The 25,489-nt window shown below is 65.5% G+C and carries 23 protein-coding genes; 6 read left to right on the top strand and 17 right to left on the bottom strand.

Annotated features, from left to right (window positions below):
• Nucleotides 1-44: 44 nt before the first annotated feature.
• The 11 genes from LIP_RS18280 to LIP_RS01915 all read right to left on the bottom strand — a co-directional run bounded on the left by LIP_RS18280 (nucleotide 45) and on the right by LIP_RS01915 (nucleotide 12,800).
• Nucleotides 45-566: an HNH endonuclease signature motif containing protein gene (locus LIP_RS18280; RefSeq protein ID WP_231699368.1), complete on the bottom strand. Its 522-nt coding sequence runs from the start codon at nucleotides 564-566 to the stop codon at nucleotides 45-47.
• Between the two features lie 234 nt (nucleotides 567-800).
• Nucleotides 801-2,483, bottom strand: coding sequence for a SulP family inorganic anion transporter (locus LIP_RS01960; RefSeq protein ID WP_198409649.1), 1,683 nt, complete (start codon nucleotides 2,481-2,483; stop codon nucleotides 801-803).
• Between the two features lie 465 nt (nucleotides 2,484-2,948).
• The gene (locus LIP_RS01955; RefSeq protein WP_068133629.1) at nucleotides 2,949-4,463 is read right to left on the bottom strand and encodes a tripartite tricarboxylate transporter permease; all 1,515 of its coding nucleotides are present in this window, start codon (nucleotides 4,461-4,463) and stop codon (nucleotides 2,949-2,951) included.
• A 1-nt stretch (nucleotide 4,464) separates the two neighbouring features.
• Complete coding sequence (locus tag LIP_RS01950) at nucleotides 4,465-4,935, bottom strand: tripartite tricarboxylate transporter TctB family protein (RefSeq protein ID WP_068133626.1); 471 nt, start codon at nucleotides 4,933-4,935, stop codon at nucleotides 4,465-4,467.
• Nucleotides 4,936-5,074: 139 nt separating this feature from the next.
• Nucleotides 5,075-6,079, bottom strand: a complete 1,005-nt coding sequence (locus LIP_RS01945; RefSeq protein ID WP_068133622.1) for a Bug family tripartite tricarboxylate transporter substrate binding protein — start codon at nucleotides 6,077-6,079, stop codon at nucleotides 5,075-5,077.
• Nucleotides 6,080-6,446: 367 nt separating this feature from the next.
• A complete protein-coding gene (locus tag LIP_RS01940) occupies nucleotides 6,447-7,274 on the bottom strand; it encodes a carbohydrate ABC transporter permease (protein ID WP_068133621.1) in 828 nt (275 codons plus the stop codon).
• Entirely contained in the window at nucleotides 7,271-8,206 is a 936-nt protein-coding gene (locus LIP_RS01935) for a carbohydrate ABC transporter permease (RefSeq protein WP_198409647.1), read from the bottom strand. The genes LIP_RS01940 and LIP_RS01935 overlap by 4 nt, the downstream gene beginning before the upstream one ends.
• 93 nt (nucleotides 8,207-8,299) lie before the next feature.
• Complete coding sequence (locus LIP_RS01930; protein ID WP_144440283.1) at nucleotides 8,300-9,625, bottom strand: ABC transporter substrate-binding protein; 1,326 nt, start codon at nucleotides 9,623-9,625, stop codon at nucleotides 8,300-8,302.
• Between the two features lie 27 nt (nucleotides 9,626-9,652).
• Nucleotides 9,653-10,456, bottom strand: a complete 804-nt coding sequence (locus tag LIP_RS01925) for a nucleoside phosphorylase (protein WP_068133615.1) — start codon at nucleotides 10,454-10,456, stop codon at nucleotides 9,653-9,655.
• On the bottom strand, nucleotides 10,446-11,342 hold the full coding sequence (locus LIP_RS01920) for a GntR family transcriptional regulator (RefSeq protein ID WP_068133611.1): 897 nt from the start codon (nucleotides 11,340-11,342) through the stop codon (nucleotides 10,446-10,448). Before LIP_RS01920 ends, LIP_RS01925 begins: the two co-directional genes overlap by 11 nt.
• Before the next feature lie 246 nt (nucleotides 11,343-11,588).
• On the bottom strand, nucleotides 11,589-12,800 hold the full coding sequence (locus tag LIP_RS01915) for an ROK family transcriptional regulator (protein WP_144440281.1): 1,212 nt from the start codon (nucleotides 12,798-12,800) through the stop codon (nucleotides 11,589-11,591).
• Between the two features lie 174 nt (nucleotides 12,801-12,974).
• On the opposite strand from LIP_RS01915, the gene LIP_RS01910 reads away from it, so the two are divergent.
• The 5 genes from LIP_RS01910 (at nucleotide 12,975) to LIP_RS01890 (ending at nucleotide 18,564) form a co-directional block, all read left to right on the top strand.
• Nucleotides 12,975-14,225 carry an alanine racemase gene (locus LIP_RS01910; protein WP_068133608.1) on the top strand — a complete coding sequence of 417 codons (1,251 nt, stop codon included), beginning with the start codon at nucleotides 12,975-12,977 and terminating at the stop codon, nucleotides 14,223-14,225.
• A gap of 71 nt (nucleotides 14,226-14,296) precedes the next feature.
• Nucleotides 14,297-15,367 (top strand): N-acetylglucosamine kinase, encoded by a 1,071-nt coding sequence (locus LIP_RS01905; protein WP_158509521.1) that lies wholly within the window; start codon nucleotides 14,297-14,299, stop codon nucleotides 15,365-15,367.
• Nucleotides 15,368-15,408: 41 nt separating this feature from the next.
• Complete coding sequence (locus tag LIP_RS01900) at nucleotides 15,409-16,686, top strand: ABC transporter substrate-binding protein (RefSeq protein WP_082725725.1); 1,278 nt, start codon at nucleotides 15,409-15,411, stop codon at nucleotides 16,684-16,686.
• A gap of 108 nt (nucleotides 16,687-16,794) precedes the next feature.
• On the top strand, nucleotides 16,795-17,715 hold the full coding sequence (locus tag LIP_RS01895) for a carbohydrate ABC transporter permease (protein ID WP_082725724.1): 921 nt from the start codon (nucleotides 16,795-16,797) through the stop codon (nucleotides 17,713-17,715).
• 3 nt (nucleotides 17,716-17,718) lie between these two features.
• The gene (locus LIP_RS01890) at nucleotides 17,719-18,564 is read left to right on the top strand and encodes a carbohydrate ABC transporter permease (RefSeq protein WP_068133596.1); all 846 of its coding nucleotides are present in this window, start codon (nucleotides 17,719-17,721) and stop codon (nucleotides 18,562-18,564) included.
• A 147-nt stretch (nucleotides 18,565-18,711) separates the two neighbouring features.
• Here LIP_RS01890 and LIP_RS01885 read toward each other — a convergent pair whose 3' ends face one another.
• On the bottom strand, nucleotides 18,712-19,248 hold the full coding sequence (locus LIP_RS01885; protein WP_068133593.1) for a methylated-DNA--[protein]-cysteine S-methyltransferase: 537 nt from the start codon (nucleotides 19,246-19,248) through the stop codon (nucleotides 18,712-18,714).
• Nucleotides 19,249-19,435: 187 nt separating this feature from the next.
• On the opposite strand from LIP_RS01885, the gene LIP_RS01880 reads away from it, so the two are divergent.
• Nucleotides 19,436-20,131, top strand: coding sequence for a GntR family transcriptional regulator (locus tag LIP_RS01880; RefSeq protein WP_068133590.1), 696 nt, complete (start codon nucleotides 19,436-19,438; stop codon nucleotides 20,129-20,131).
• Nucleotides 20,132-20,208: 77 nt separating this feature from the next.
• Here LIP_RS01880 and LIP_RS01875 read toward each other — a convergent pair whose 3' ends face one another.
• The 5 genes from LIP_RS01875 to LIP_RS01855 form a co-directional block, all read right to left on the bottom strand.
• Complete coding sequence (locus LIP_RS01875; protein WP_068133583.1) at nucleotides 20,209-20,877, bottom strand: 4-carboxy-4-hydroxy-2-oxoadipate aldolase/oxaloacetate decarboxylase; 669 nt, start codon at nucleotides 20,875-20,877, stop codon at nucleotides 20,209-20,211.
• A 351-nt stretch (nucleotides 20,878-21,228) separates the two neighbouring features.
• On the bottom strand, nucleotides 21,229-22,401 hold the full coding sequence (locus LIP_RS01870; protein WP_068141355.1) for a pyridoxal phosphate-dependent aminotransferase: 1,173 nt from the start codon (nucleotides 22,399-22,401) through the stop codon (nucleotides 21,229-21,231).
• A gap of 24 nt (nucleotides 22,402-22,425) precedes the next feature.
• Nucleotides 22,426-23,925, bottom strand: coding sequence for a tripartite tricarboxylate transporter permease (locus tag LIP_RS01865; RefSeq protein ID WP_144440585.1), 1,500 nt, complete (start codon nucleotides 23,923-23,925; stop codon nucleotides 22,426-22,428).
• A 26-nt stretch (nucleotides 23,926-23,951) separates the two neighbouring features.
• A complete protein-coding gene (locus LIP_RS01860) occupies nucleotides 23,952-24,416 on the bottom strand; it encodes a tripartite tricarboxylate transporter TctB family protein (protein ID WP_068133578.1) in 465 nt (154 codons plus the stop codon).
• 61 nt (nucleotides 24,417-24,477) lie between these two features.
• Nucleotides 24,478-25,455, bottom strand: a complete 978-nt coding sequence (locus LIP_RS01855) for a tripartite tricarboxylate transporter substrate binding protein (protein WP_144440280.1) — start codon at nucleotides 25,453-25,455, stop codon at nucleotides 24,478-24,480.
• Between the last annotated feature and the right edge of the window lie 34 nt (nucleotides 25,456-25,489).

Here is a 25,489-nt window from a genome sequence, read left to right as displayed (position 1 = left end):
CGAATGGCACAAGCGGTGATGTGCAACCAGCGAAAGAGCCCTGCTCACAGCAAGGCCGGAAGAGGGCGGTTAATCCGCACCTCCTCGCTCACCCCGTTCGGGAAGAGGAAGGATGGGCCGCGGTAGTCGAAGGCGGCGTCCACCGCGTGGACGCTCCGGTGGTGGTTGGGGGAGAGGAGCACCAGGTTCTCCAGCGCGTCCTCCCCGCCCCGAGAGAGCCAGATCACGTGATGGGCCCGGCTGATCTCCGCGCCGAGGCGTCTGCCGGGACCCGTGCCGCAGAGCTGGCAACGCCCGTCGTAAATGCGGTAGAGCCCGCCTCCCCTGGTTGAGATGGTAGCGGAAGCCGAAACGCCGATCCTGCCGGTAGTTGTCCGGCCTCCAGTAGGACAGGACGTCCAAGGCTGCCACTCCCGGGGCCAAAGGCCGAGACGGCTCTGGAATCCCGCCTTCGAGGTTTTCCTTCGATTCGGCCGAAGGCTTTCCTGGGAGGGAGTTCCTGCGGCGGCGAGGGGCTCCTCTCCTACCCGAAAGGACGAACGGGGGGCGACTGAGTCGAACGCCACCGCCTGGGCCCAGCGAGCCGTTTGTCTCCGAAGCGTCACCTCGGACGAGCTCTTCTACGATCACGTGGAGTCCCAGTGGTCGTTCAACCTACCCGTCATCGACCAGCCCTTCGATCCTCTCGGCAAGGCCCACTGGCACGACCGGGGAGCGCGTCGGAGTCCACCCCCGCAGTGCTCGGCATCGAACGGCGATGGAGCTGCGCCCGCCCAGGCAGCCGGTGAAGCGGGCGGACGTCAACCCATCTGCGCTTGCCCGGCGAGTGCGGCCCGGTAGTGGTCGATGGCGACGATGGCCTGGTCCGCGCTCCAGTACACCCGGTCCGCACCCAAGCGTTGGATCACACCGGCGCGTTCGAGGTAGGAACGAACGGGCCTGGTCAGGCCGCTCAGGTAGACCCTCCGACCACGGCCCTCGAGGCGATCGATCACGTCCGCCAGGGCGCTGATGCCGCTCGTGTCGACCAGTGGCACGGCGCGCAAGCTGATCACGACGTCCTCGTATCCATCCAGTTTCGCGAGCGCACCGTTCAGCGTGCTCACCGTGCCGAAGAAGACCGGCCCCACGATGTAGACCACCAGGATGCGGTCGCCCTGGTGGCGCATCTCGTAGCCGGCCTTGCGCATCTTGTCGACGGAGACCGGCGCGTAGGTCACCTCGGTCTGGCTGCTCTGGAAGACGAAGATCAACGCCGAAAGGCCCACGCCCAAGATGATCGCCTGAGTCAAGTCGAGCAGGACGGTGGCCACGAGGGTGATGGCGAAAGTGGAGATGGCGCTCTTGAATCCGTGACGGAAGATGTCACGAATCTCGGCCCAGTCGTTGGTCCGCCAGGCTGTCACGGCCAGGACACCGCCCAGCGCGGCCAGGGGGACTCTCGAGAGCGTGGGAGCGAAGAGCAGGGCTGCGAGCAAGAGCACCGCAGCGTGCGTGACGCTGGTAAGCCGCGTGGCTCCGCCACTTCTCACAGCGACGCTGGACCGGGCAATGGCGGCGGTGGCTGGCACGCCTCCGAAGAAGGGGATGAAGATGTTGCCCACGCCCTGCGCGATCAACTCTTGGCTGGCATCGAGCTTCGCGCCGGTCTGCCGTCCAATGACAGCACCGCACAGCAGGCTCTCGATGGCTCCCAGCGCGGCGATGGAGAGGGCGGGAGCGATCAGCTCGCCGAGATGATCCCAAGGGATGCGTGCGACCGCCAGGCGATCATCCAACCAAAGCGTTTGAGGGATGTTCCCGATCACAGGTACATCAAGCTCCAGGACCATGGAGGTCACGGTGGCGACCACCAGGCCCAGGAGCGAGCCCGGAAAGCGAGCATTCCAGTGCTTGGGCCACAGAACCATGATCAGGATCACCAGGAGACCCAGGCCGAGCGCCGCCGGGTTGGGCACGTAATCGAGGCGGGCATATTGAATCAGTTTCAGCAGCGTGTTCTCGGCAGCGGGCGTCTGCACGCCGAGCAGATTGTCGATCTGCCCCACGAAGATGATGACGGAGATGCCGCTGGTAAACCCTGTGATCACAGCCGCGGGGATGAAGTTGACGATCTGTCCCAGATGGAACAGGCCCATCAAGACCAACAAGACGCCGCCTATCAGGCAGGCTACCCAGACCCCTTCCAGCCCATAGCGGCTCGCCAGCACGATCAACACCGCCGACATGGCACCGGTGGGACCGGAGATCTGGTGCGGAGCACCGCCGAGCCCGCCGATCAAGAGGCCTGCCAGGATCGCCGTCACCAATCCGGCGGCCGCCGTGGCCCCGGAAGCTACACCAAAGGCCAGCGCGAGCGGGAGAGCGACGGCGGCCACGGTGATGCCAGCCAGCAGGTCGTTGCGGAGCTTGCCCAGGTCATAACCGCGAAACTCATCACGCCAGACTCTCATCAGACGCAGGTCAGGGATACGGTTCTTCACGCACTCTTCCTCGATTCCGCTTCCATTGTTCCAGGGCGTGTTCCAGGGCGAGGCCCAGCGACATGCACGTCTCCAGGGAGCCAGCCACCCGCGACAGGCCATCCCCGTCAACCAAGGCGCATGAACCGCGCGGTCAGGGCACCACCCACCAAGCGACGACAACCCCGGCACCACCTGCTGACGCAGGAATCCAGGGCTATCGCTCACCTGCCGTGAGCTCGGACGGTCGTCTGTTGTTACATGCTCATGGGGCCATGTTCATGGAGTGGTCGGGCGCATGGACGGCGCCGATACAGCGATACTGCGAGCCATTCTTCCACATGCTGCCGGGTATTCGACGTGCTGCCAGGGACTCCTTCACGTGCCATGTGGATGTACTGCTGATCGCTGCGGTCGTCAACAGCGGTTTGGGTGCTTGACTGGCTTCTCCTCGTTACGCTTCCCCGCGTGCAATGCCCTGCAGTTCTAGACCGCGCCAGATTCGTTCTCGACACGGCCCCGCGCCCTCACCACCCTCGCCACCAGCGGCCCCACCAGGGCCACCAGTGCGATCGCCAGCAGCGTCGCCGAGATGGGCCGGGTGAAGAAGACGGTGTAGTCTCCCTGGCTGATGGCGAGCGCGCGGCGGAGCTGCTGCTCGGCCATGGGACCCAGGATCAGGCCGATGACGGCGGGGGCCACCGGGATGTCGAACCGCCGCATGAGGAAGCCCGCGAGGCCGATGGCGTAGAGGGTCAGCAGGTCGACCACCGAGTGGTTGAGGCTGTAGGTGCCGAGGGTGGCGAAGACGAGGATCCCCCCGTAGAGCAGGGGCTGGGGGATGGTGAGGAGGCGCACCCACATCCCCACCAGGGGAAGGTTCAGCACCAGGAGCATGGCGTTCCCGACGTAGAGGCTGGCGATCAGCCCCCAGACCAGGTCCGGAGCCGTCTGGAAGAGGAGCGGCCCCGGCTGCAGCCCGAACTGCTGGAAGGCGGCCAGCATGATGGCGGCGGTGGACGAGGTGGGGAGCCCCAGGGTGAGGAGCGGCACCAGCACGCCGGCGGCCGCCGCGTTGTTGGCCGCCTCGGGTCCGGCCACCCCCTCGATCGCGCCCTTCCCGAACTCGTCCTTCTGCCTGCTCAGCCGCCGCTCCAGCGAGTAGCTGAGGAAGGTGGGGATCTCGGCGCCGCCCGCCGGAAGGGCGCCCAGGGGGAAGCCCAGGAGGCCGCCCCGCAGCCAGGGCCGCCACGAGCGGCGCCACTCCTCCCGGCTCATCCAGACGGAGCCGCGGACGGCGATGATCTCCGGGTCGTCCTGCCGGCGCCTCGAGGCCACGTAGAAGGCCTCGCCCACCGCGAAGAGTCCCACCGCCACGATGACGACGTCGATCCCGTCCAGCATCTCGAGCATCCCCAGGGTGTAGCGGGCCTGGCCCGTCTGCAGGTCGATCCCCACCAGCCCCAGGGCCAGCCCGAAGAAGAGGCTCGTCATGCCCCGCACCATGGAGGAGCCCAGGAGCGACGTGACCGTGGTGAAGGCGAGGAGCATCAGGGCGAAGTAGTCGGCGGGCCCGAACCGGAGGGCCACGCTCACCATCACCGGCGCGATGAAGGTGAGCCCGACGGTGGCCAGGGTCCCGGCCACGAAGGAGCCGATGGCGGCCGTGGCCAGCGCCGCCCCGCCCCGGCCCCGTCGGGCCATCCGGTTCCCCTCCAGCGCCGTGATGATGGAGGCGCTCTCCCCCGGGGTGTTGAGCAGGATGGAGGTGGTCGAGCCGCCGTACATGCCGCCGTAGTAGATCCCCGCGAACATGATGAACGACCCGACGGGATCGAGCCGGAAGGTGACCGGCAGCAGGAGCGCCACGGTGAGGGCAGGTCCGATGCCGGGGAGGATGCCGACGATGGTGCCCAGGGTGACCCCGACCAGCGCCCAGAGTAGGTTCTGGAGTGAGAGGGCTACGGCGAATCCGTCGAGGAGGAGGCCAAGGGTCTCCAAGCTACGATCCCCCTGTCGCGCGCCCCAGGATGGTGGTGAGGATCCCGCCGGGCAGGTTCAGGTCCAGGAGACGCGTGAACGCAAGGTAGACGGCCAGGGCGAGCAGGAGCCCGATCAGCCCGTCCCGCACGTACCGCCGGCTTCCGAAACTGAAGGCGACGCCCCAGAAGAGGGCCGCCGAGGCGAGCACGAAGCCTGCCCGCTCGATGAGGAGGAGCTGCAGGAGCAGGGCGACGCCGATGACGGCGATGGCGCCCCAGTTCACCGCGGCCCCGCGCCCCGAGGCCCCGCCCTCCTGAGCTGGCCCAGACCGGTCCCGGAGCGCCTGAGCCAGGAGCGGCAGGCCACAGGCGGCCAGCCCGCCCGAGACCAGGAAGGGAAAGAAGCGTGGCCCGATGTGGGCGTAGCTGGGGGAGACCCGGATCTTCAGGGCGCCGCCCAGGAAGAAGACGGCCAGGGCGAGGACGCCCAAGGCGAGGAGGAGCTCGCCGACATCGACGCCCCTCCTCCCTCCGGCGCCGCCGGGCCGCGAGGCGGCCCGCCGCCCCCTCCCCGGGCGGCGGCGGGCCCTTCCCCAGGTTGGAGAGGATCCGGCAACTCGCGCACCTCGCTCAATGGACCAGCCCGATCTCCCGGAGGACCCCTTCGACCCGCTCGTTCTCCGCCGTCAGGTACTTGGCGAAGGCGTCGCCCGACAGGTAGAAGTCGTTCCAGTTGTGGTCCGCCAGGATCTGCTGCCAGCGCTTGGTCGCGTGCATCCGGTCGAGGGCTGCGACGAGCGAGGCCCGCGCCTGGGCCGAGATCCCCGGAGGCGCCACCACGCCCCTCCAGTTGGCGATCTCGAGCTCGATGCCCTGCTCCATCAGGGTCGGCACGTCGACGCCCTCGATGCGCTCGGCGGACGAGACCGCCAGGGCCCGGAGGGCACCGGCTTCGATCTGACCGGCCCACTCGCCGTACCCCGTCACCCCGGCGGAGACGTGCCCGCCCAGGATGGCGGCCAGCGCCTCGCCGCCGCCCGAGAAGGGGATGTAGTTGATCTGGTCCGGATCGACGCCCGCCTCCTTGGCCAGCAGGCCTACCAGGATGTGATCGACCCCGCCCGCGGAGCCGCCGGCCCACGAGATGGCGCCGGGATTGGCCCGGAAGGCATCGATCAGGTCGTCGAGGGTCTGGAACGGGGAATTGGCCGGGACGGCGATCACCTCGTACTCCGCGGTGAGGCGGGCGATGGGCGTCGTCTGAGCGAGGGTGACGGCGGACTGGTTGGTCAAGATGGCACCCACCATCACCAGGCCGGTGATCATCAGGAGGTCACCCGAGCCCCGCTCGGTGCTGGCCAGCCGGGCCAGCCCGATGGTGCCGCCGGCGCCGGGTACGTTGAAGACCTCGACCGTCCCCGGGACGATCCCCTCCTCCCGCAGGACCGTCTGGGTGAAGCGGGCGGTCTGGTCCCACCCGCCGCCCGGGCTGGCGGGCGCCATGATCCGGACCGACTTGGGGGGCTGAGCCCCCTGGGCCAGGGTGGGACTCCATCCGAGCAGGGGAACTGCCAGGGTCAGAACAGCGCAAGCAGCGACAAGAGACCGAAGCTTTCTCTTGCTCGTCGCACGCATCGCTCGGTCACCTCCGAGGGTTGGATAGGCCCCGCGGCCATTGCGGCGCCGCGTCGCCCGATCCGTCTGTGGCTTCGGAAGGCGCAACTCTCCGTGTTGTCGGGTAGCTTCGCTGTATTGATCGCGAATCCTCTTCGCCTCAAGGCGGCACGGGTCCCGTTCCCTCGACTCGGTCATGCCCCATGGAGGGAGGACCTACCCGCCCGGGAACTCGGGCCGCCGGCCCTCGAGAAAGGCCTTGAGGCCTTCGCGGGCGTCCTGGGTTTCGGCGGCGAGCGCCTGGGCCGCTGCCTCGAGCTGCATGGCAGCTGGACAATAGACAGAGGCAAACCAGATCGTACTCGGCCAGACTCCGCCTGCGGACCACTCACTTGATGCTCCCCATCGTGAGGCCCCTTACCAGATGTCTCTGAGAGGCGAGCCCGACGATGACGAGCGGGAGAGCGGTGATCACGGCCGCTGCGCTCATGGTCCCCCAGTCGACCACCTTCTCGCTGACAAAGGTGTTGACCAGGACGGTGAGCGTGCGTGTGGCGGGAGAGCTCAGGACCAGGATGAAGAGGAACTCGTTCCAGACGATGAGGCTGTTGAGGACGCTCGTCGCCGCCATCCCCGGTGCGGTGAGGGGAAGCGTGACGCGGGCGATCGCGGCGAGCCGTGAGCATCCATCGACCATGGCAGCCTCCTCGAGTTCCTTCGGGATCTCGGCAAAGAAGCCCCGCAGCATCCAGACCGCGAAGGGGATCGCGAAGACGGCCATGACCGTGATCAGTACGAAGTAGGTGCCGATGACACCCAGGCGACGCGCGATGAGGAAGACGGGAAGAACCAGGACGATAGGTGGCGTCATCCGGGCCAGCAGAACACCCACGGTCACTTGATGCTTCCCGCGGAAGGTAAAGCGGGAGAGGCCGTACGCCGCGGGAACGCCTACCAGGAGAGAGATGCCTACGGCCGTGGCCGTCACTACCATGGAGTTCAGGAGGCTACGGACGAACTCAGCGTTCGAGAAGAAGCGGGCGTAGTTCTCCAGAGACCATTGGGACGGAGTCCAACGGGGCGGTATCATGAACTGCTCCGAGGCAGGCTTGAAGGAGGAGAGCACGATCCACATGAGTGGATAAAGCGTCCAGACCAAAGCCATGGTGACGATCAGCACACGAGCGAAGCTCTGGAGCATCGTTCGCAGCCTCATCCCTCGTCCCCCCATCCGATGACCCGCACGTAGAGCTGAGTGAACAGCAGCGAGAGGAGCAGGGTGAGAACGCCAACGGCTGCAGCAAAGCCGACGTCGTAGGACTGGAAGGCCATCCGGTACCCATAGTACGAGACCACCTCGCTGGATGACCCGGGACCGCCGCCCGTCATGACAAAGACCGTATCGAAGACCCTCAATGCCGTCAGGGTGCGGATCACGACGGCAACGAGCAGGGTCGGACGCAGCAAGGGAAGCGTCACGTAGCGGAATCCCTGAAACGCCGAAGCACCGTCCACGATGGCGGCTTCGAAGGGCTCCCTGGACATGGCCCGCAGGCCTGCCAGGAGAACCAGCAAGACGAACGGCGTGAACTGCCACACATCGACCCCGATCAGCACCGGCATGATCAGATCCGAGTTCGCGAGGACCGGAGGGTTGAGCAGGAAGTGCAGCCCGACGGACTGGAAGAGGGTGGAAAGCGGCCCGAAGTCGCTGTTCAGCAAGAACCGCCACGTGAATCCCACGACGACCGGGGCCACCATGAACGGGATGAGGAGGATGGAGATGATCACCCGCGATCCAAACGAGTCGCGGTTCAGGGCGAGGGCAAGGACCAGTCCTGCCACCACCTCGATTCCAACGCTGCCGGCGACGAAGTAGAGCGTCCGGCCCAGGGCTTGCCAGACGGCCGGTTCGAAGAGGAGGCGCCGGAAGTTCGACAGCCACACGAATCGAACTCCGAGGTCCGGACGCAGAAGGCTCCAGCGAAAGAGGGAAAGGGCCAATGCGTACAGCAGCGGCACGAGGAAGAAGAGAGCAAGGTAGAATACGGCAGGAGAAAGGTAGGCCCACCCGGCTTGCTTCCGAGCGTGACCGAGCAAACCGCCCACGGTCTTCCCGCCGCTGCCCAGCCTGGCCATTTCGTTCATGGGCGTGGCCTCCATCGTGGGGCGGTCCGCCCTCGAGCGGACCGCCCCCCTGCTTCGATCCACGTGCCCCACCGTGATCGCGGTGGGCACCTGTCAGTCGTAGTAGCCGTTCTCGCGGAGAAGGCGTTCCACCCGGCCGGCCGCGTCATCGAGCGCCTGCTTGGCCGGCTTCTCGCCCGCGATGTAGGCGGAGATCTCGGGAACCAGGTACTCGTTCATGATGATGTTTCCCTCAGGAATCAGCGGCACCAAAGGTGTAGGCACCACGTTCCTCAGCACATCCTGGAATGGGGCCAACCATGGGTGGAGGGATCGGAGCCGAGGGCTATCCAGGGCCGAGAGGCGAGACGGGATGTTTCGGCCTGGCGCCGCCAGCGCCTGCTGGTCCGCCCGCGTCATGAACTCCACGAACTTGAACGCTGCATCCTTCTTGGGACTGGCCGACGACACGGCGAAGCCCCAGAAGATGTACAGAGCGGGAAGTCGCTGTCCTACGGCGGAAGCATCCTGCGGAAACCGCGCGAAGGAGGCCTTTCCCACCACCGTCGACACAGAGGGATCGTCGGCGTAGAGGAGGCCGGTGGTCCACAGCTCAGCCATGGCGCTTCGGCCTCCCTCGAACTCGGTCAAGGCCTCCTGGAAATCGTAGTTTCGTGCCGCAGGGTTGGCGAACTGGAACATGGCCTTCGTCTCTTCCAGCGCCGCCACGCCGTCAGGTCCATCGAACGCCGGCCGCAGCTCCTCGTCGAGGATGGTGCCACCTCGTGCCCAAAGACGGTTCATGAAGTGCGTGGCGAGGAAGATGCTCCGGCGGCCCATGAGGGTTACTCCGTAGAGATCAGGAGGCCGGTGGAAGAACTCTGCAACGTCTCTGTACTCCCGGAGGGTCTGCGGCGGTCGCAACTCGTACCCGTAACGTTCTTGGAACCTCGCCTTCTCCACGGGATCCTCGAAGAGATCCCTTCGATAGGCGATTCCACCGATCTCGTTCATGTAGGGTGCGATCCAGATGTGGTCTCTCTGCCTTGCGAGGTCGAGCCCCGGTATGTCCGCCAGATCTGCTGGGTCATCGAAGAGTTGGTCCAGCGGAGTTATGTACCCGGCGGTGGCAAAGGACGGATACCAGAGACCGGAGATGTAGGCCACGTCGAAGTTGGGCCTTCCGCCCGTGAAGTTCAGGGTGAGCTGGTCCAGGTAGTTGGCGTATGGGTACTGGATGACGTTCACAGTGATCGCGGTTTCCTCGGTGAACGCAGCCACTCGTGTTTTCCAGGCCTCGGTATGGATGCCGAACTCGCTCACGACCGTGATACCCGAAGCGGCGACGCCGGCTGCCGACAGGGTAATGGCCATGATACAGAGAGTCGCTAAGAGCAAATCCCGCCACGTACCGCGTTTCATGCCAGCCGCACCTCCCACGATGCTGCAAATCAAACGGGTGTTCGCTCACAGCCTCGTCCCAAGCGATTCCGCCGCATTCAGCGCGATGATGATGCTGCGTTCCACCCCTTCCTGAATCACCTCCCTCTGCGGCGATTCGACCGAAAGATCCACCGCATCGCCGCGAGATTGCTCAGCCCGGTTGGCGTAGCACGTACCGATGAAGCCCGCTTCGACGCCTCGCAGGGCTGCGATCACGAAGAGGGCCGCTGCCTCCATCTCCATGCTGACGACCCGCTTCCGGGCCCATCGCTGATAGTATTCAGGGTTTCGGTGGTAGAAGGCCGAGTGGCTCCAGTTGATGCCCGTGTGAAAGGTGAACGCGGCCTCCTCGGCTGCGGTGGTCAGAGCCTGGAAGACGCGAGGCGAGGCGACGGCAGGATAGTTCTCCGGAACGTAGTAGGCCGTGGCACCGTCATCACGGATGCATGCATAGGGAATGACGTTCTCCCCTTCCGCGACCTCCGGCTGTAATCCGGCCACGCTGCCCACACGAATCAGGACCCTGACACCGAGGTTGGCCAGTTCTTCATAGACGATGGCCGCTGAGGGGCCCCCCATCCCAGTGGAGGTCACGGTGACGGGCACTCCGTGGTACAGGCCGGTGTAGGAGATCAACCCTCGGTTGTTGGCAACCTCTCGCACACGCTCCAGGTGCTGCACGAACTTGGGAACCCTGCCCTGGTCTCCCGGAACGATGGCGATGGAAGCCACGTCCCCGGGCCGACATTGGATGTGGTACTGCAACGTGCCCTCCAACCCAGTCGGGAGGCGGTAGTCGACGCGATCTGCGATATGCTCATGTTCCATGCTGGGTCTCCCCTTCCATGGCTCCGGCCGGCGTATCAACCGAGGTACTCTCTCCAGCGACGACGGTGCGAGACGCCTGCGACACGACCGTCGACGCGCGCATTCGATCCTTCGGCCGCGGGGCAGCGAGCGGAGCCTTCCGCTCCCTGATGACGAACATGCGGAACGCGTCGGAGCGGAGATAGTCCAGCGAATGAAGGACCGGAACGTCATCCGCCGTGTAGTGCGTCTCCTCGAGGAGGAGCAAAGGACACCCTTCCTCCACGTGAAGGGCGGTGCTCATCGGAGCAGTTGCGCCGACGGCCGCAACGTCTGCGACGGCGTACCGGACCGGTTGCCCGAACTGTGCCTCCAGGACATCGAAGAGGACGATGGGTTCTGGCCGCCGGCAGGCCTGCTCAAGATACGCGAACACTTCGCCCAGTTCCCTCATGGGCGGTATGTAGGTCAGGGCGTGGACCACGGGGATTCGGTCAGCCAGGTACGTTTGAGTGACCAGGATCGCCTCCGCACCTTCGGGCAGCCGAAGGTGCTCTCCGACGGAGCCGGGGACCTGGATACGGGTCACCGATTGGTTGGAGACGCCTGGGGTACGCCCATCCGATCGGATGATGTTCGGAATCCCGCGGAGGCGCTCAAGCCCGCTCTGGACTTCGGCGCGCCTCTTCACGACGAACGTGCCGATCCCGTGCCGCCGCAAGAGCAGCCCGCCCGCCTCCAGCGCGCTCACCGCCTCGCGAAGCGTACCTCGACTGACCCCGAGGCGGCGGGCGAGCTCCGGCTCTGACGGAAGTCTCTCCCCGCTTGGCATCTGGGCCACATAGGCACGCAGGAGGTCGGTGACCTGCTCCTTGCGGGAGACGAGTGCACCCAGTATCGGCTCCACGCCGTCATCCTCCTCCGACCATGAAGCAGCGCTTCCGGGAGGTTAGATGTTGGACATCCGACAACATGGCTCAAGCCCATGCTATCTTTGCTGGCAGGTCCTGTCAAGTCTCCGCAGGGCGGGATCCTAGAAGAGGCAGCTTCCCTCTCGCGACGGGGTCGGGGGTGGGTCGGGTGGGCGTCGGCTTCGGTTTCGTCTCCAACGGCCTGAGCGAGTGGCTCGGTACCTCCTCGACGTCACCTGTGGTCAGTCCACCGGCTCCTCGATCACCCGCGCGACATGTTGGACCGCGACGGCGATGGCTCCGCGCACCTCGGCGTCCCCCTCCAGCTCGGACAAGGTGACCTGCGGAGGATAAGGGCAATAGAGCCTGAGCCCCTCTGTAATGGGTCGCAAAAGGATGTCTCCCGCGCGGGTCAACCCTCCGCCCAGGACGAGAATCTCCGGATCGAAGAGCACGCACATGGAGACCAGCGCCCGCGTGAGGCGGGACGCCACGTCCTGCACCACGCTGGCGGCGAGGGCGTCGCCTTCCCGAGCCGCGTCAAAGACCGCCTTGGCCGAGAGCTCGCCGGAGTCCAGACTGGCCAGCTTCGAACCCTCGCTGCCTGGCTCCCTGAGCAACGCCAGCGCCCTCTCACGCATGGCAACGCCCCCGGCCCGTCCTTCGAGCTGGCCCTGAGCCATGTCCAGGGGAGCGGTCGAGGGATCGTCCAGGAGAACGAATCCGATCTCCCCCGATGCGCCGTTCGCACCTCGGTAGAGACGCCCGTCGAGGATGATGCCCGCGCCCAACCCAGCGCCCAGGTTGACGTAGATGCTGTTCTGAAAGCCCCGGGCCGACCCGTAGCTCCACTCGCCTATGGCTGCAAGGTTGACGTCGTTTTCGAGGATGACCGGTACCTGGAACGCCCTCTCGAGGGGCGAGAGCACCGCGATATCGCCCCAGCGCGGCAGGTTGGGTGACAGGCGCACCCGACCTGATCGCGGTTCGTGGACGCCCGGTACGCCGACCACGATGGTTCGCAGCCGCGCGTGGTCGCCTTGTAGAGCGTCGCCGATGCAGGAGACGAGCGAGCCAAGGACTGCCTCGGCATCGACCGACTCGAGGTCGTGGTGCGTCGAGCGAAGGATGGTTCCGTCAAGGTCGGCGACCATGCAGCGAATCTTGGTGACCCCCAGGTCGACGCCCACGACGACCCCGGAGTCCGACGCGAATTCGACCAGGATAGGCTTCCGACCCATGGCGGACGCCCCCGGTCCGATCTCGCGGACGAGCCCCTCCTGAAGGAGCTCGGTGACAACGGCGGAAACGGTTGGCTTGCTCAGGCGTGCCAGGCGCGACAACTGGACGCGCGACACAGGTCCGTGCTGGCGGATGAGCCTGACGACCGCCGCGCGGTTCATCTGGTGGAGCGTGGCCTGGGTGGCGGGCCTTCCGGGCATGCCGTCCCTCACGTCCCTCCTAGATCATGTAGCGTAGGTGCATGGCCTTGACACGTTGGTTAGTCAGTTGTACTATATATGTGTAGTATAGCCATCGCATGGCATGGAAGTCAATTGTCTCCTGAGCGCAACTTCATCATCGCTCAAGCCTATCGATGGCATCAAGGTTAGGGAGGCTCTTTAATTATGTTCCTCAATGCCATCCAACAGAGGAACCCTGGTCTGGTCAGAGCTGCCGTAGACCTCCACCAAGCCGGGAAGCTCCCCCCCAATACCTGGGTCTTCGACCTGGACACCATTGCGCACAACGCGGACATCCTCGCCGCAGCGGCACGGAAGCATGGGCTTACGACCTACGTCATGACCAAGCAGAACGCTCGGAACCCGATGGTCAGCCTGGTCGCCATCAAGCGTGGGCTGTACAAGACCGTGGCCGTCGACATCCAGGGTGCCAAGATCATGCACCGGTACGGCGTCCCCATCGGGCACATAGGCCACCTCAACCAGATCCCGCGCTGCGACGTCGAGTTCGCCCTCAGGGCGGAACCGGACGTCATCACCATCTACAGCGTGGACGCGGCAGAGGTGATCTCGGCAAAGGCGAAGGCTTTGGGGAGGCACCAGGACCTCTTGCTGCGCGTCGTCGGACCCAAGGACCTCTTCTTCGAGGGACAGGAAGGAGGTATCCTCGAACAGGATCTTGACGACGCCGTCCGCCGCATTCGAGCCCTGCCCAACGTGTCCATCGCGGGTGTTACCTCCTTCCCCTGCATGCGTTACAACCCGACCGCCGACATTCCCGTGGAGCCGACCCCGAACTTCCACACGATCGTGCGGGCCGCCCAAAGGATGCGCGAGATGGGGATCGACGTGAAGCAGATCAACGCCCCGGGAAACACTTCGAGCCAAACCTTCCCTATCCTCGCCGAGCATGGCGCCACGCACGTCGAGCCGGGGCACGGGCTGCTCGGCACGACCCCGAATCATGCCTTCAAGGATTCACTGCCCGAGTTGCCGGCCTATGTCTACCTCACCGAAGTCAGCCACTTCGTCAATCAACAGGCCTACACGTTCGGAGGCGGGTTCTGGTCCGACATCTACGATCCGTCTTTCGTCTCCAGCGCCTTCGTCGGCCGCACTGGAGACGAGGCGCTTCAGAACGTCGTCCGTTCAGTCCCCAAGAAGCAGATCATCGACTACCACGGTGCGCTGGAGGACATCTCCCGCTGCCGCATCGGCGACTCGGTGGTTTTCGGCTTCCGCACGCAGATGCAGATGACCCGTTCCCACGTGGCGGTGGTCGCGGGCATATCCACCGGGAGCCCTGAGGTGGTGGGCCTCTTCAACCACGCGGGGACCATGGTCACCTTCGACTGGGACGTGATCCCCACCCCAGAGGCCAGGGAGCGCATCCAGCAGGTCGTCGGCCGCTACTGACGCTTGGTCTCGAGCAGGCGCAGCCACAGGGCACTGGGGCATCCATCCATTGGGCGGGAGATGAAGCACGCGTGCAGTTGGTCCTCGGTGTGGACGGAGGCGGGACAAAGACTCGGGCAGTCCTCGTGGACGCCCGTGGAAACCTGCTCGGCTCCTGCGATGGAGGACCTTCCAACCTCCAGAACGTCGGGGAGGATGGGGTTCGCCGGGTTCTGCGGGCCGTCATCGAAGGCACGGTCAGGAAGGCCGGGACGAAGATCGAAGCGGTGGGTGCGATCGCCATGGGAGCAGGCGGCCTCGACACCGACCATGATCGGCGCGCCTACGACCGGATCTTGGATGATTTGCTCCCGGCCGGGGTTCAACGGGTGCTGGTCAACGACGCGATCATCGCGCTCTACAGCGGCACACGAGGTGCCCCTGGTGTGGTGATCGTGGCCGGGACGGGATCCATCGTCGCAGGGCACGACGCCCGGGGCAACGAGGTCCGCGTGGGCGGATGGGGCTACCTGGGGGGAGACGAAGGCAGTGCCTTCGACATCGGTCGGAGTGGGCTCGCAGCCGCGCTACAGGCCGAGGACGGCAGGGGTGAGTTCACCCTCATGGGAGATCTTCTCTGCCGCCGGTACGGTGTCGACTCGGTCCGCAACCTGCTGCCCATGATCCATTCCTACAGTACTCCCCAGCGGTTGATCGCGAGCCTCGCCCTGGTCGTGGACGAGGCGGCGGTCCAGGGGGATCGCCTGGCCCGATCGATTCTGAAGCGGGCCGCGGGCGAGCTGATTCGCGCCGCCAGTACCGGGCTTGGGCGACTCGGCCTTACGGGGGCGGACGCCCGGGTCGTACTGGTCGGTGGTGTCTTCTGCTCAGACCTTGTTCGCTCGGCCGTGATGGAGGGGATGCGCGAGCGCGTGCCCGGGGTCCAGGTTGTCGTTCCGGAGGTCGAGCCCGTGGCGGGAGCCGTCATGATCGCCCTCCGCCAGCTCGGCCGCGTCCTTGACGACGAGGTGTACCGCAACCTGACGCTCTGGGCTTCTTCCCCGATGAACCCCGTCGACAAGGAAGAGGAGGTGAGAACCGCAGGGAGCCGACAGGCTCCAAGCCATCGAGACGGCATAGTCGGGCATCACACGTTGGGCTGAACTGGCAGGGCACTTCAATCGCCTTTCAGGAGGTGCACGTCGTGAGACTGTCCCGTGCCATTACGAGCTTGACCCTCGCAGTGACCGTACTCATGGGGGTCGCTCTCGCGCCCGGTAGTGTCGAGGCGGCGAAGGTGACGGTCAATGTTGCGGTCACTGTGGGTCCGAATGCCAACGCCGCCCGGGCCATCGAACCGATCTTCGAGGAGCGGTACCCGGACATCGACGTGAACGTCGTCGAGATCCCGTGGACGGACATCTACCACATGCAGATCCTGGACTTCATGGCGCGCCGCGGCAACTACGACCTCGTGATGCAGAGCACGTCCTTCTTTGGTGAATACGTGCTGAGCGGCTTCCTGGAACCGCTTGGTCCCTACTTCCAGCGTGAAGACCTCATCGACCGAGACGCGTTCAACCTCGACGACTTCAACCCCGAGGTCCTGGCGGGGGTGGGGTCGTACGACGGCGAGCTCTACGCCCTTCCCTACATGTATTTCCCCCAGGTGATGGTCTATCGCGAGGATCTGATGGAGCGCATCGGCATGGACGTCCCCACCACCTTCCAGGAGTACCGCCAGGTGGTCGAAGCGCTGGACGCCCTTCCCGGCATGCACGGAACCTCGGTGATCGGCATCAAGGGCGGCGCCGGCGGCAACGTCTACGCGTGGGGGCCGTACCTCTTCAGCTTCGGCGGGTACTACGTGGACACGGAGGGCCGGCCCACGTTCAACTCCCCCGAGGCGGTCGCGGCCCTGGAGTACTATGTGGATCTCTACAAGTACTCCCCATCGGAAGCCATCAACATGGGAACGGACCAGGTGACCAGCGCCTTCGGAGCCGGTGACATCGGAATCATGCTGATGGACGGCGACAACGCCGGCGCCCTTCTGGATCCCGGGTACACGGATCTCCACGACCAGGTGCGCTTCGCGCCGGTACCGGCTGGACCCTCAGGTGAAGGCATCCCCCTGCTGGGCGCCTGGAGCTGGGGCATCAGTAAGTACTCCCGTCACAAGGACGAGGCGTTCAAGGTGCTCACCTTCTTCCTCGGCAACGACCCCGAGGTCACGAGCACCTTCGTCAAGCATGGCATCCACCCGCGGCTCTCCGTGCTTCGCACGTTCGGCGAGGAGTACCCGAATTACGGCGTGGTTGCGGAGGAACTCGCCCACGTGCGAACCGTGCCCGTCATCCCGAACTGGCAGCAGATCGAGGACGCGCTGGGGAACGCCATCTCCAAGGCCATCCTGGGTCAGCTCTCTCCCAGGGAGGCCCTGGACCAGGCACAGCGTGTCGCCGAATCCCTCTCTCGATGAGGGAGCCGAAGGGGCAGCCCGCCTGGGGCTGCCCCTTCCCAGGAGCACTGGAAGTGCCTGCTGAGAGTGGTGCGAGAAAGCCATCACGGCGTCAGGGGAGAACACAGGATGCATCTTGAACACCGAGCCCTTCGAACCGCGCTGGAACGGTTCACCCGACGATCCCAGGCTTCGACCGGTATGGTCCTCGTGGCACCGGTGCTGCTCATCCTGATCGTCGTCAACCTGTACCCGGCGTTGTACCAGATCTACATCAGCTTTACCTCGTACCGCCTGGGCTCGCCTTTGCAGTCCTTCGTGGGCCTGTCGAACTACGGGCGCCTCTTGCAGGACCCGCGGTTTTGGGAGTCTTTGAGGATCACCCTGGCGTTCCTGGTGTACACCATCCCGGCGCAACTGGCACTCGGGCTCCTCTTTGCACTGCTCCTCAACGCGTCGCGGCACCGCAAGTATTTCCTGCCGTTCCTCCTCCTTCCAGTGGTGACGACGCCGGTGGTCGTGGGCTACATGTTTCAGTACATGTTTCGGGAGGACTACGGCCTGATCTCGTACTTCATGAGGCTCTTGCATGTCTTCCCGGGCTTCAACCTGACCGCGAACCCGAGTACGGTCGTACCTGCACTGGCCCTCGTCGACATCTGGGAGTGGACGCCATTCGTCATGATCGTCCTCCTGGCCGGGCTGCAGTCGCTGCCATTGAGCGTCTACGAGGCGGCGCGGGTGGACGGCGCCAGCCCCTGGGCCACGTTCAGGCATGTGACCCTGCCGTTGCTACGAAATCAGTTCCTGGTCGCCCTCCTCTTCCGCACCGTCGATGGGCTTCGCATTTTCGATATCATCCACTCCATGACCCGAGGCGGACCCGGCACCAGCAGCGAAAGCCTGAGCATCTACCTCCAAGTGGCCGGCTTCAAGTTCGGCGATCTGGGTTATGCCGCCGCGATGGGCATGGTCTTGCTCATCATCGGCGTGACGCTGGCGAACGCCTACCTCAGGCTCATCGGGAATCAACTGACGGGGAAGGTCTGAGCGATGAAACTGACGTCCCTGACGGCCCGCGGCCGGAACTACCGAGAGACAATGCTCCTCGTGGTGCTCATCGGGCTCACGTCCGTCTTCCTGCTGCCTTTGGCCTGGACCGTGCTGACGTCCTTGAAGCTCCACAAGGACATCTTCACGTACCCGCCCAAGTGGGTCTTCCAGCCCACCCTCGAGAACTACGCTTACGTGCTCCAGCGAAGTGAGTACCTGAAGTACATGCTGAACAGCGCCGCCGTGAGCCTTTCCTCCGCCGGTTTCAGCGTGCTGATCGGGGCGATGGCCGCCTATGCGTTCACGCGCTTCCGCATTCGCGCCTCCAACCACCTCCTCCTGTGGATCCTGTCGCTGCGGATGATTCCGCCCATCGCCGTCGTGGTCCCCTTCTACCTGATGGCGATCCGCTCGGGCCTGTACGATACGCGGGTGGGCCTGGCCATCGTGCTCCTCACGGTCAACCTTCCTATCGCGGTCTGGCTCCAGCTTAGCTACATCCGGGAGATCCCGATCGAGCTCGAGGAAGCCGCCATGGTGGACGGGAGTTCCCGACTCGGAGCATTTCTTCGGATCGTGCTTCCCCTGGAGGCGCCGGGGCTCTTCGCCACGTTCATCATGTGCCTCATCTTCTCGTGGAACGAGTTTCCGCTCTCCCTGATCCTGACGAGCCAGCAGGCCAGGACCCTCCCCGTGAGCATGCTTTCCTGGGACACTCAGCGCGGCCTGCTGTGGGGATACATGATGTCCGCAAGCGTGATGGCCGTGGCGCCGATCCTGCTACTCACGGCCGTCATCCAGAAATACCTGGTCAGGGGGTTGACGCTGGGAGGGGTAAAGGAGTAAGGTTCACACTTCTCGAGGCGCCTTCAGGTGGCGGCGGGCACCGCCCGGCAGGCCTTCGGGGCTGTGAGGGGAAAAAACCCCGACGGCGCCGGGGAGCGGTTCCCACGTGCTGGGGGCCCCACATTCCTGAGCATGGCCCGCACCCACTCAGCTGAGGGTTGACCGCTCCAAGCGGAGGAGGTACTCCTTGCGTCCCAGCCCACCTCCGTACCCACCCAGCCGGCCGCTCTTGTTGACCACCCGGTGGCAGGGAATGACGATGGCGATGGGGTTGAGGCCGTTCGCGCGCCCGACGGCCCGTACCGCCTTCGGGTTCCTCACTGCGATGGCGATGTCCTCGTAGGAACGCGTCTCGCCATAGGGGATCCGTCGAAGCTGGTCCCAGACCTGGCGCTGAAACGGGGTACCGGAGTAGACGAGCGGCAGCGAGAACTCGCGGAGCTGGCCGGCAAAGTACCGGGCCAGCTCCTCCTGCAGGGTCTCGAGGTGGGGGTTGGGACCTTCCACCGGGGGCGCGCCGAAGAGCTGTTGCACCCTGCCAGCCTGCTCCTCCACCTCGTGCTCGCTTCCGAACTCCAGCAGGCAGAGACCCTGCGCGGTGGCTCCGGCCACCATGGGGCCCAGGGGCGTCTCCACCTGGGTCAGGTACAGCGCTTCGGTTACCGCGGCCGGCGAATGGTTCATGATCCCAGTGTAACCGGTAGCGTTCCCTGCGTCCACCCGTCGTCGGGCGCGCTGGTTCCTTGGGGGGAGCCGGAGGTGCGTCACGCCCGGAGGATCCCGGCCCGCCCACACCGAATCGCTTCATGGTGCATTCAACAGAGTATACACCAAGGCGCGGAGCATCTCCGGCACCACGAGGGGTGGACCCATGAGCCAAGAGAGGCGAGCGGTCCTGGGTAAGGTCCAGGCCGTCAATCGAAGCCAGTTGGTCTACGACGCGCTCGTCTCCGCGATTCTCGACGGCCGGCTTCCCCAGGGCAGCTGGCTGCGGGAGCTCCGGCTCGCCGAGGACCTCGGCGTGAGCAGCACTCCCGTACGAGAGGCCCTGACCCGGCTGATCAACGACGGGCTCGCGGAGCACCTTCCCGGCCGGGGGGTGCGGGTGGTGCGCCTCGACCGCCGCGACATCGCCGAAGTCTACGACCTTCGCGCGGCGCTGGAGTGCCTGGCCGTGCGGCTGTGCGTCGCGTCCCGCAGCCCCGAGGACGTTTCGCGGCTGAGCAGGCTTCTGGAGGAGATGAACGAGGTCCGCAGGAGGGGCAAGATCGCGGAGTACCGCCGACGTCACATGGAGTGGCACGGGGTCATCATGGCCATTGCCGGCAACCATCGCCTCCAGGAGGCCTTCGCCCGCATCCAGCTCCACGTGGATCTGCTGGTGTCGACGACGGTCGACGCCCCCGGTGAGCCTGATCGCTCCGCCCGCGAGCATCAGGAGATCCTGCGGGAGATCGCGGCGGGAAACGCCCACCAGGCTGAGACGTTGATGTACGCGCACATTCAGAGCGCGAAGGACGAGCTGTTGGAGAAGTACTCCGACGCGGAGCCTCCAAAGGGGCGCTGAACCGGCAGCTCGGCACGGCGGATCGAAAGACGGGACCCTCCGACGCTGCTCGATCCAGCCGCTGCACGCCAGACCGGCTACCGTTCCAGGACGTCGGGCCGTTCAAGCAGAGGACGGAGGTTCAGCAGGTCGAACAGCAGCTTCCCCTCGGCCATGCCGCGCCTCAGACCCTCCTCCTTCTCCAGGGCAGCCTTCGCCCTTTCCAGGACCTCTGGTGCCTCCTCCAGGGGAACGACCACCACCCCATCGGAGTCCCCGATGACCACGTCCCCCGGGTGCACGACCACACCGGCACACTGGATGGGGACGTTGACCGATCCGGGGTTCACCTTGAACGTCCCGCCAGGCAGGGTGGCCGTGCTGAACACCGGGAATCCCAGATCCTCGATCTCATCCACGTCTCGCACCCCGCCGTCGATCACCAGTCCTGCGATGCCCCGTTGGAGGGCAGCCCGGGTCAGGAGCTCGCCCCAGAGGGCGGCGTCCCTGTAGCCCGCCTCGCAGACGAGCACGTCCCCGGGTCGAGCCATGGTGACCGCCTTGTGGAGCATCAGGTTGTCGGCAGGGTAGCACTTGACCGTGATGGCAGGCCCGCAGACGCGGGCGCCCTTGAAGATGCCCTTCATCTGGCTGTTCATCGAGCGCTGGCGGCCCATCACGTCGGACGCCGTCGCGGCAGGGATCTCCTTGAGCCCCTCCAGCGTCCTCGGGTCGGGTCGTTCGATGTCATGATGGATCTGATGCACCTTGCGTCGTCCTCCTTCGTAGGAGCATACGTACGTCGTTCGGAGACGGGTGGGCTCCCGCCGCGCGCGGGCCGGGTTGCGGCGCGTCGATCCGCCCTAGACGGCCAACGCCTCCACTCCGACGGTCCGGACCGAGGAGATCGGGCGACCCAGGAGCAGCCCGCCGGGGTCGTGGGTCTCCACCGGCGTCCTCCTCGAGGAAGACGTCCGAGTCCACGGCGTGCCGGCACGGCTGTGGGATCGCCGTCAAAGGGCTCATTCGTCCGTCGCCTCCTCAGCAATCCAGAATCCAGGGCCGGACCCGTGCCACCCATGGGTCGGGCCGTGCGGCCTGCCTGCCAGACGAGCGGTCTAACCCTTCAGGGCCGCCTCCATGCGCTCCAGAGCCTGGTGGAGGTTCTCGTCCGCGGCAGCGAAGGAGAGGCGGACGAAGCCTTCGCCCGCCTCACCGAAGGCCGCTCCCGGCGTCAGGGCTACGGCGGCCCGGTCGAGCATGCGGCTCGCGAAGTCCGCCGATGACATGCCGGTTTCCCGGACGTCGAAGAAGGCGTAGAAGGCGCCTTCGGGGACCGAACACGAGATGCCGGGCATGGCATTCAGGCCTTCAACCACGAAGCGACGGCGCCCGGCGTAGGTCTCCAACATCTGTCCCAGCGCTTCCTGTGGCCCCCTGAGGGCGACGACGCCTGCCCGCTGGACAAAGGAGGGCGCGCACGTCATGGAGTGCTGGACCACCTTCAGAATGGGTGGAATCGCCGGCTCGGGGCCAGCCAGGTATCCCAGGCGCCAGCCCGTCATGGCGTACGTCTTTGAGAAGCTGTTGACCAGGAGAGTCCGTTCCGCCATCCCCGGCAGGGTCAGGACGCTCTTGTGCGTGCGACCGTCGTAGACCAACCTGTCGTACACTTCGTCGCTGATGACCAGGAGGTCGTGACGCCGGGCGATGCTGGCGACGGCCTCGAGCTCCTGGTCGGTGAGCACCCGCCCGGTCGGGTTGTTGGGAGTGTTGAGGAGGATGATCCGGCTGCGGGAGGTGAGGCGTTCGGTCAGCCGGGCCTCGGTCAGCCGCCAGCCGTCCTCCGGATCGAGGCGGACCGGGACGGGCGTGGCCCCCGCGAGGCGGACCATCGGAGCGTACGAGACCCAGGCGGGTTCCGGGACGAGGACCTCGTCCTCCCCGTCGAGGAGCCCTGCCAGGGTCGAGAAGAGTGCGTACTTGCCCCCCGGGGTCACGATCAGTTGTCTCCGGGGGTCGTAGCGTATGCCGATCCTGGCCTCGAGCGACTCCGCGATCGCCTCGAGCAACTCGGGAATGCCCCGGCTGCCCACGTAGTGGGTGAAACCCTCTTGCATGGCCCGGTGGCCCGCCTCGACGATGTGGGCCGGCGTGGCGCAATCGGGCTCTCCCCCCGCAAGGTCGATGACGGCGACGCCTTGCGCCCGAAGGGCCCTGGCCTTGTCGGCGATGGCGACGGTCGCTGAGGGAGGGATCTGACGGACTCGGGTGGATGTCTTGAAGACCATGTCCATGGACACCTCTCTTCCCACTCACTGTGTCAGGGTCACAGGGCCCCGCGAGCGGACCTCTTTGTACACACGAACCAACGGTATGACCAATGCAGCGATGATCAGGAGGATCAGGACCACGCTGATGGGCCGCGTCAGGAATGGGAGGAAGCTGCCCTGGAACATCATCATGGACCGCCGGAACTCCCCTTCGGCCATGGGGCCCAGGATGATGCCGAGGACCATGGGGGCGAGGGGGTAGTCGTACCGTTCAAGGAAGTAACCGACCACCCCAAAGAAGAGCATCAGGTAGACGTCGAACATGTTGTTGCGCATGGCGTATGAGCCGATCACGCTCAGTACGACGATCATCGGTGCCAGGATTTGGTTGGAGACTTTGGTCACCTTGCTCACAGGACCGGCTCCCAGGAAACCGACCACCAGCATGAAGAGGTTGGCCGCGAACAGGGAGAGGATGAGGGTGTACGTCACCTCGGCGCGCTCCGTGAAGAGGGACGCCCCGGGGAGGAGGCCGTGGATGGTCAGACCCCCGAGGAAGACGGCGCTCACCGCATTGCCGGGGATGCCCAGGGTGAGCAGGGGAATGAGCGAACCGCCGGTCACCGCGTTGTTGGCCGCCTCGGAGGCGGCGACTCCCTCGATCGCACCCTTCCCGAACTCCTCCGGCTTCTTCGCGAAGCGCTTCGCCTCGTTGTACGCGACGAACGAGGCGATGTCGGTTCCCGCGCCGGGGATGATGCCGATGAAGGTCCCGATGACCGACGATCTCAGGTAGGTGACGAGGTTCTTCCTGGTCTCCGTCCAGGTCGGCATCACCCGATCCTTGATGGAGCCCGCCTCGGGGAGGGTGAGACGCTCCCCAGCCAGCTTGATCGCCTGGGACATGGAGAAGAGTCCGATGAGCGCCGGAAGGAGCGGAACGCCATCGAGGAGCTCGCTGTACCCGAACGTGAAGCGCGGCCATCCGCTGACGGGATCCATCCCGACCGTTCCCAGCAGGAACGCGAACGCCCCCGAAATGAGCCCTTTCCCGAGGTTGTTGGCCGAGATGGTCACGATGATCGTGAGACCGAAGACCGCGAGCAGGAAGTACTCCGGCGGACCGAACCGGAGCGACGCCGCGGCCAGGGGCGGGGCCAGGAAGAGAAGGGCCAAGGCGCTGAACAGACCTCCCACGGTCGAGCCAAGGGTCGAAACCCCGATGGCTTTGCCCCCAAGCCCCTGCTTGGTGAGCTCGAAGCCGTCGAAGGTGGTGGCGACCGAGGCGGAGGTGCCCGGGGTCCTCAGGAGGATTGCCGTGATCGAACCGCCGTACACGGAGCCGCAGTATACGCCACCCAGCATCGCCAGGCCGGTTGCAGGATTCATCGAGAAGGTCACCGGGATGAGGAGGGCTACACCCATGGTCGACGAGAGCCCCGGCAGCGCACCGATCAAGATGCCCCCCAGCGTGCCCAGAAAGGTGAAGACCAGGTTGGCCGGTTGCAGCAATGCACCAAGTCCGACTACAATGCCGTCCAGCATGCTTTACGCCCTCCCTCCCTGGATCAGAAGCCAAGGATCCTCCCAACCGGCGTGGGCACCGCGAGAATCATCCCAAACATGGCGTAGAGAACCGCGCAGGTGACAGCGGCCACCAGGAGGAGTGTCCGGTACCGGCGGTAGCCGAGACTGATGAACATGATGGGGAGCCAGACCAGTGAGGACAGGTAGAAGCCGAACTGCGTGATGCTGATGCTGTAGAGGAGGCTGAGCACGACCAAGCGGACCCGCTGCCTTGGCCCTTCGCGGGTGGTCTCCGATGCACCGGCGCACCGCACCCCGGACCTGCGCGCCGCGAGGACCGCAGACGGAAGGGACAGCAAGATGAGCAGCGCCGCGAACACCTTTGGGAACTGGGCCGGCTGCTCCGGCAAGCCGCTCGCGGCGACGAGCGCATAGACGCCCAAACCCAGGAACGCGACGGGGATCGACAGGTTCACGAGGCCAGCCGCATCGAGGCGCGCCTTCACTCCGGTCCCTCCTCCGATTACGGGGCAGGAGCGGCCCCCTGTCTCGGGGGCCGCCCGTCGCCTACATCCAGGGATTCTCCTCCCAAAGCTCGTGCATGATCTCGTTCTGCTCCAAGACGAACTTCTCGTATTCGTCTCTCGCGATCACATCCAGGGGCATCTTCATTTCGGCAAGCTTGGCCACGAAGCCGGGATCCCGGGCGATCTCGACGAGGGTCTCCGCCAGCAGATCGGCGACGTCCTCGGGAAGCCCTGCCGGAGCGCCGATGCCTCGGGACGAGCTGTTCACGATGTCGAACCCCATCTCGCGGAACGTGGGCGTGTCAGGGATCTCTGCGGCCCGCCGCGGCGCCGCCAGCCCGAGCACGCGGACCCGGCCGTCTCGAACCATCGGCACCGCCTCAGAGAGGTTGATCGCGTTCGCCGCGATGTGCCCTCCGAGGAGAGCGGCGCGCGCCGGAGCGTCCCCGGCGAATTGGACTTCGGTCAGATCGATCCCCGTCGCATGTTCGATCTTGCGGATGAACAGGAAGTCGTCACCGCCGACCGCGTCGTGGGAGATGGTGATCGCGCCGGGGTTCGCCCCGGCGTAGGCGACGAAATCCTCGAACGTCTGGAAAGGACTCTGCGCTCGCACGACCAGCACGCTGGGATCCGTGACGACGTTGGCGATGTAGGTGAGGTCGTCGAGGTCGTATTTCGTGGTCTCGGCACGCATCAGCGGAAACGTCATTAGGTTCGGGATGTTGATCAACCCGACCGTGTAGCCGTCTGGTTTCGAGAGGGCCAGGCTCGTGAAGCCTATCTCACCGCCTGCCCCTGGCTTGTTCATCACGACCATCGGGGTCCCCGTCAACCGTTCGAAGTACTGCGCGACGACGCGCGCAAGGACGTCGCTGCTGCCGCCCGGGGAAAAGGCGACGATGAGCTGTACGGGCTTGCTGGGATATGAAGCGGCACCCGCGCTGCTGGCGACGAGCACCAGGAGAACGAGGACGCAGAGGGTCAAGCGCGTGTGTCTTGACAACACGAAGTGCACCTCCCCGACCGTCTTAAGCAGTACGCAGACGACA

Origin of the sequence: Limnochorda pilosa (assembly GCF_001544015.1) — a bacterium.
In the GTDB taxonomy this organism is placed as follows: domain Bacteria; phylum Bacillota; class Limnochordia; order Limnochordales; family Limnochordaceae; genus Limnochorda; species Limnochorda pilosa.
Note: the sequence above shows the minus strand (reverse complement) of the source record. Positions and strands in the feature narration are given on the sequence as shown.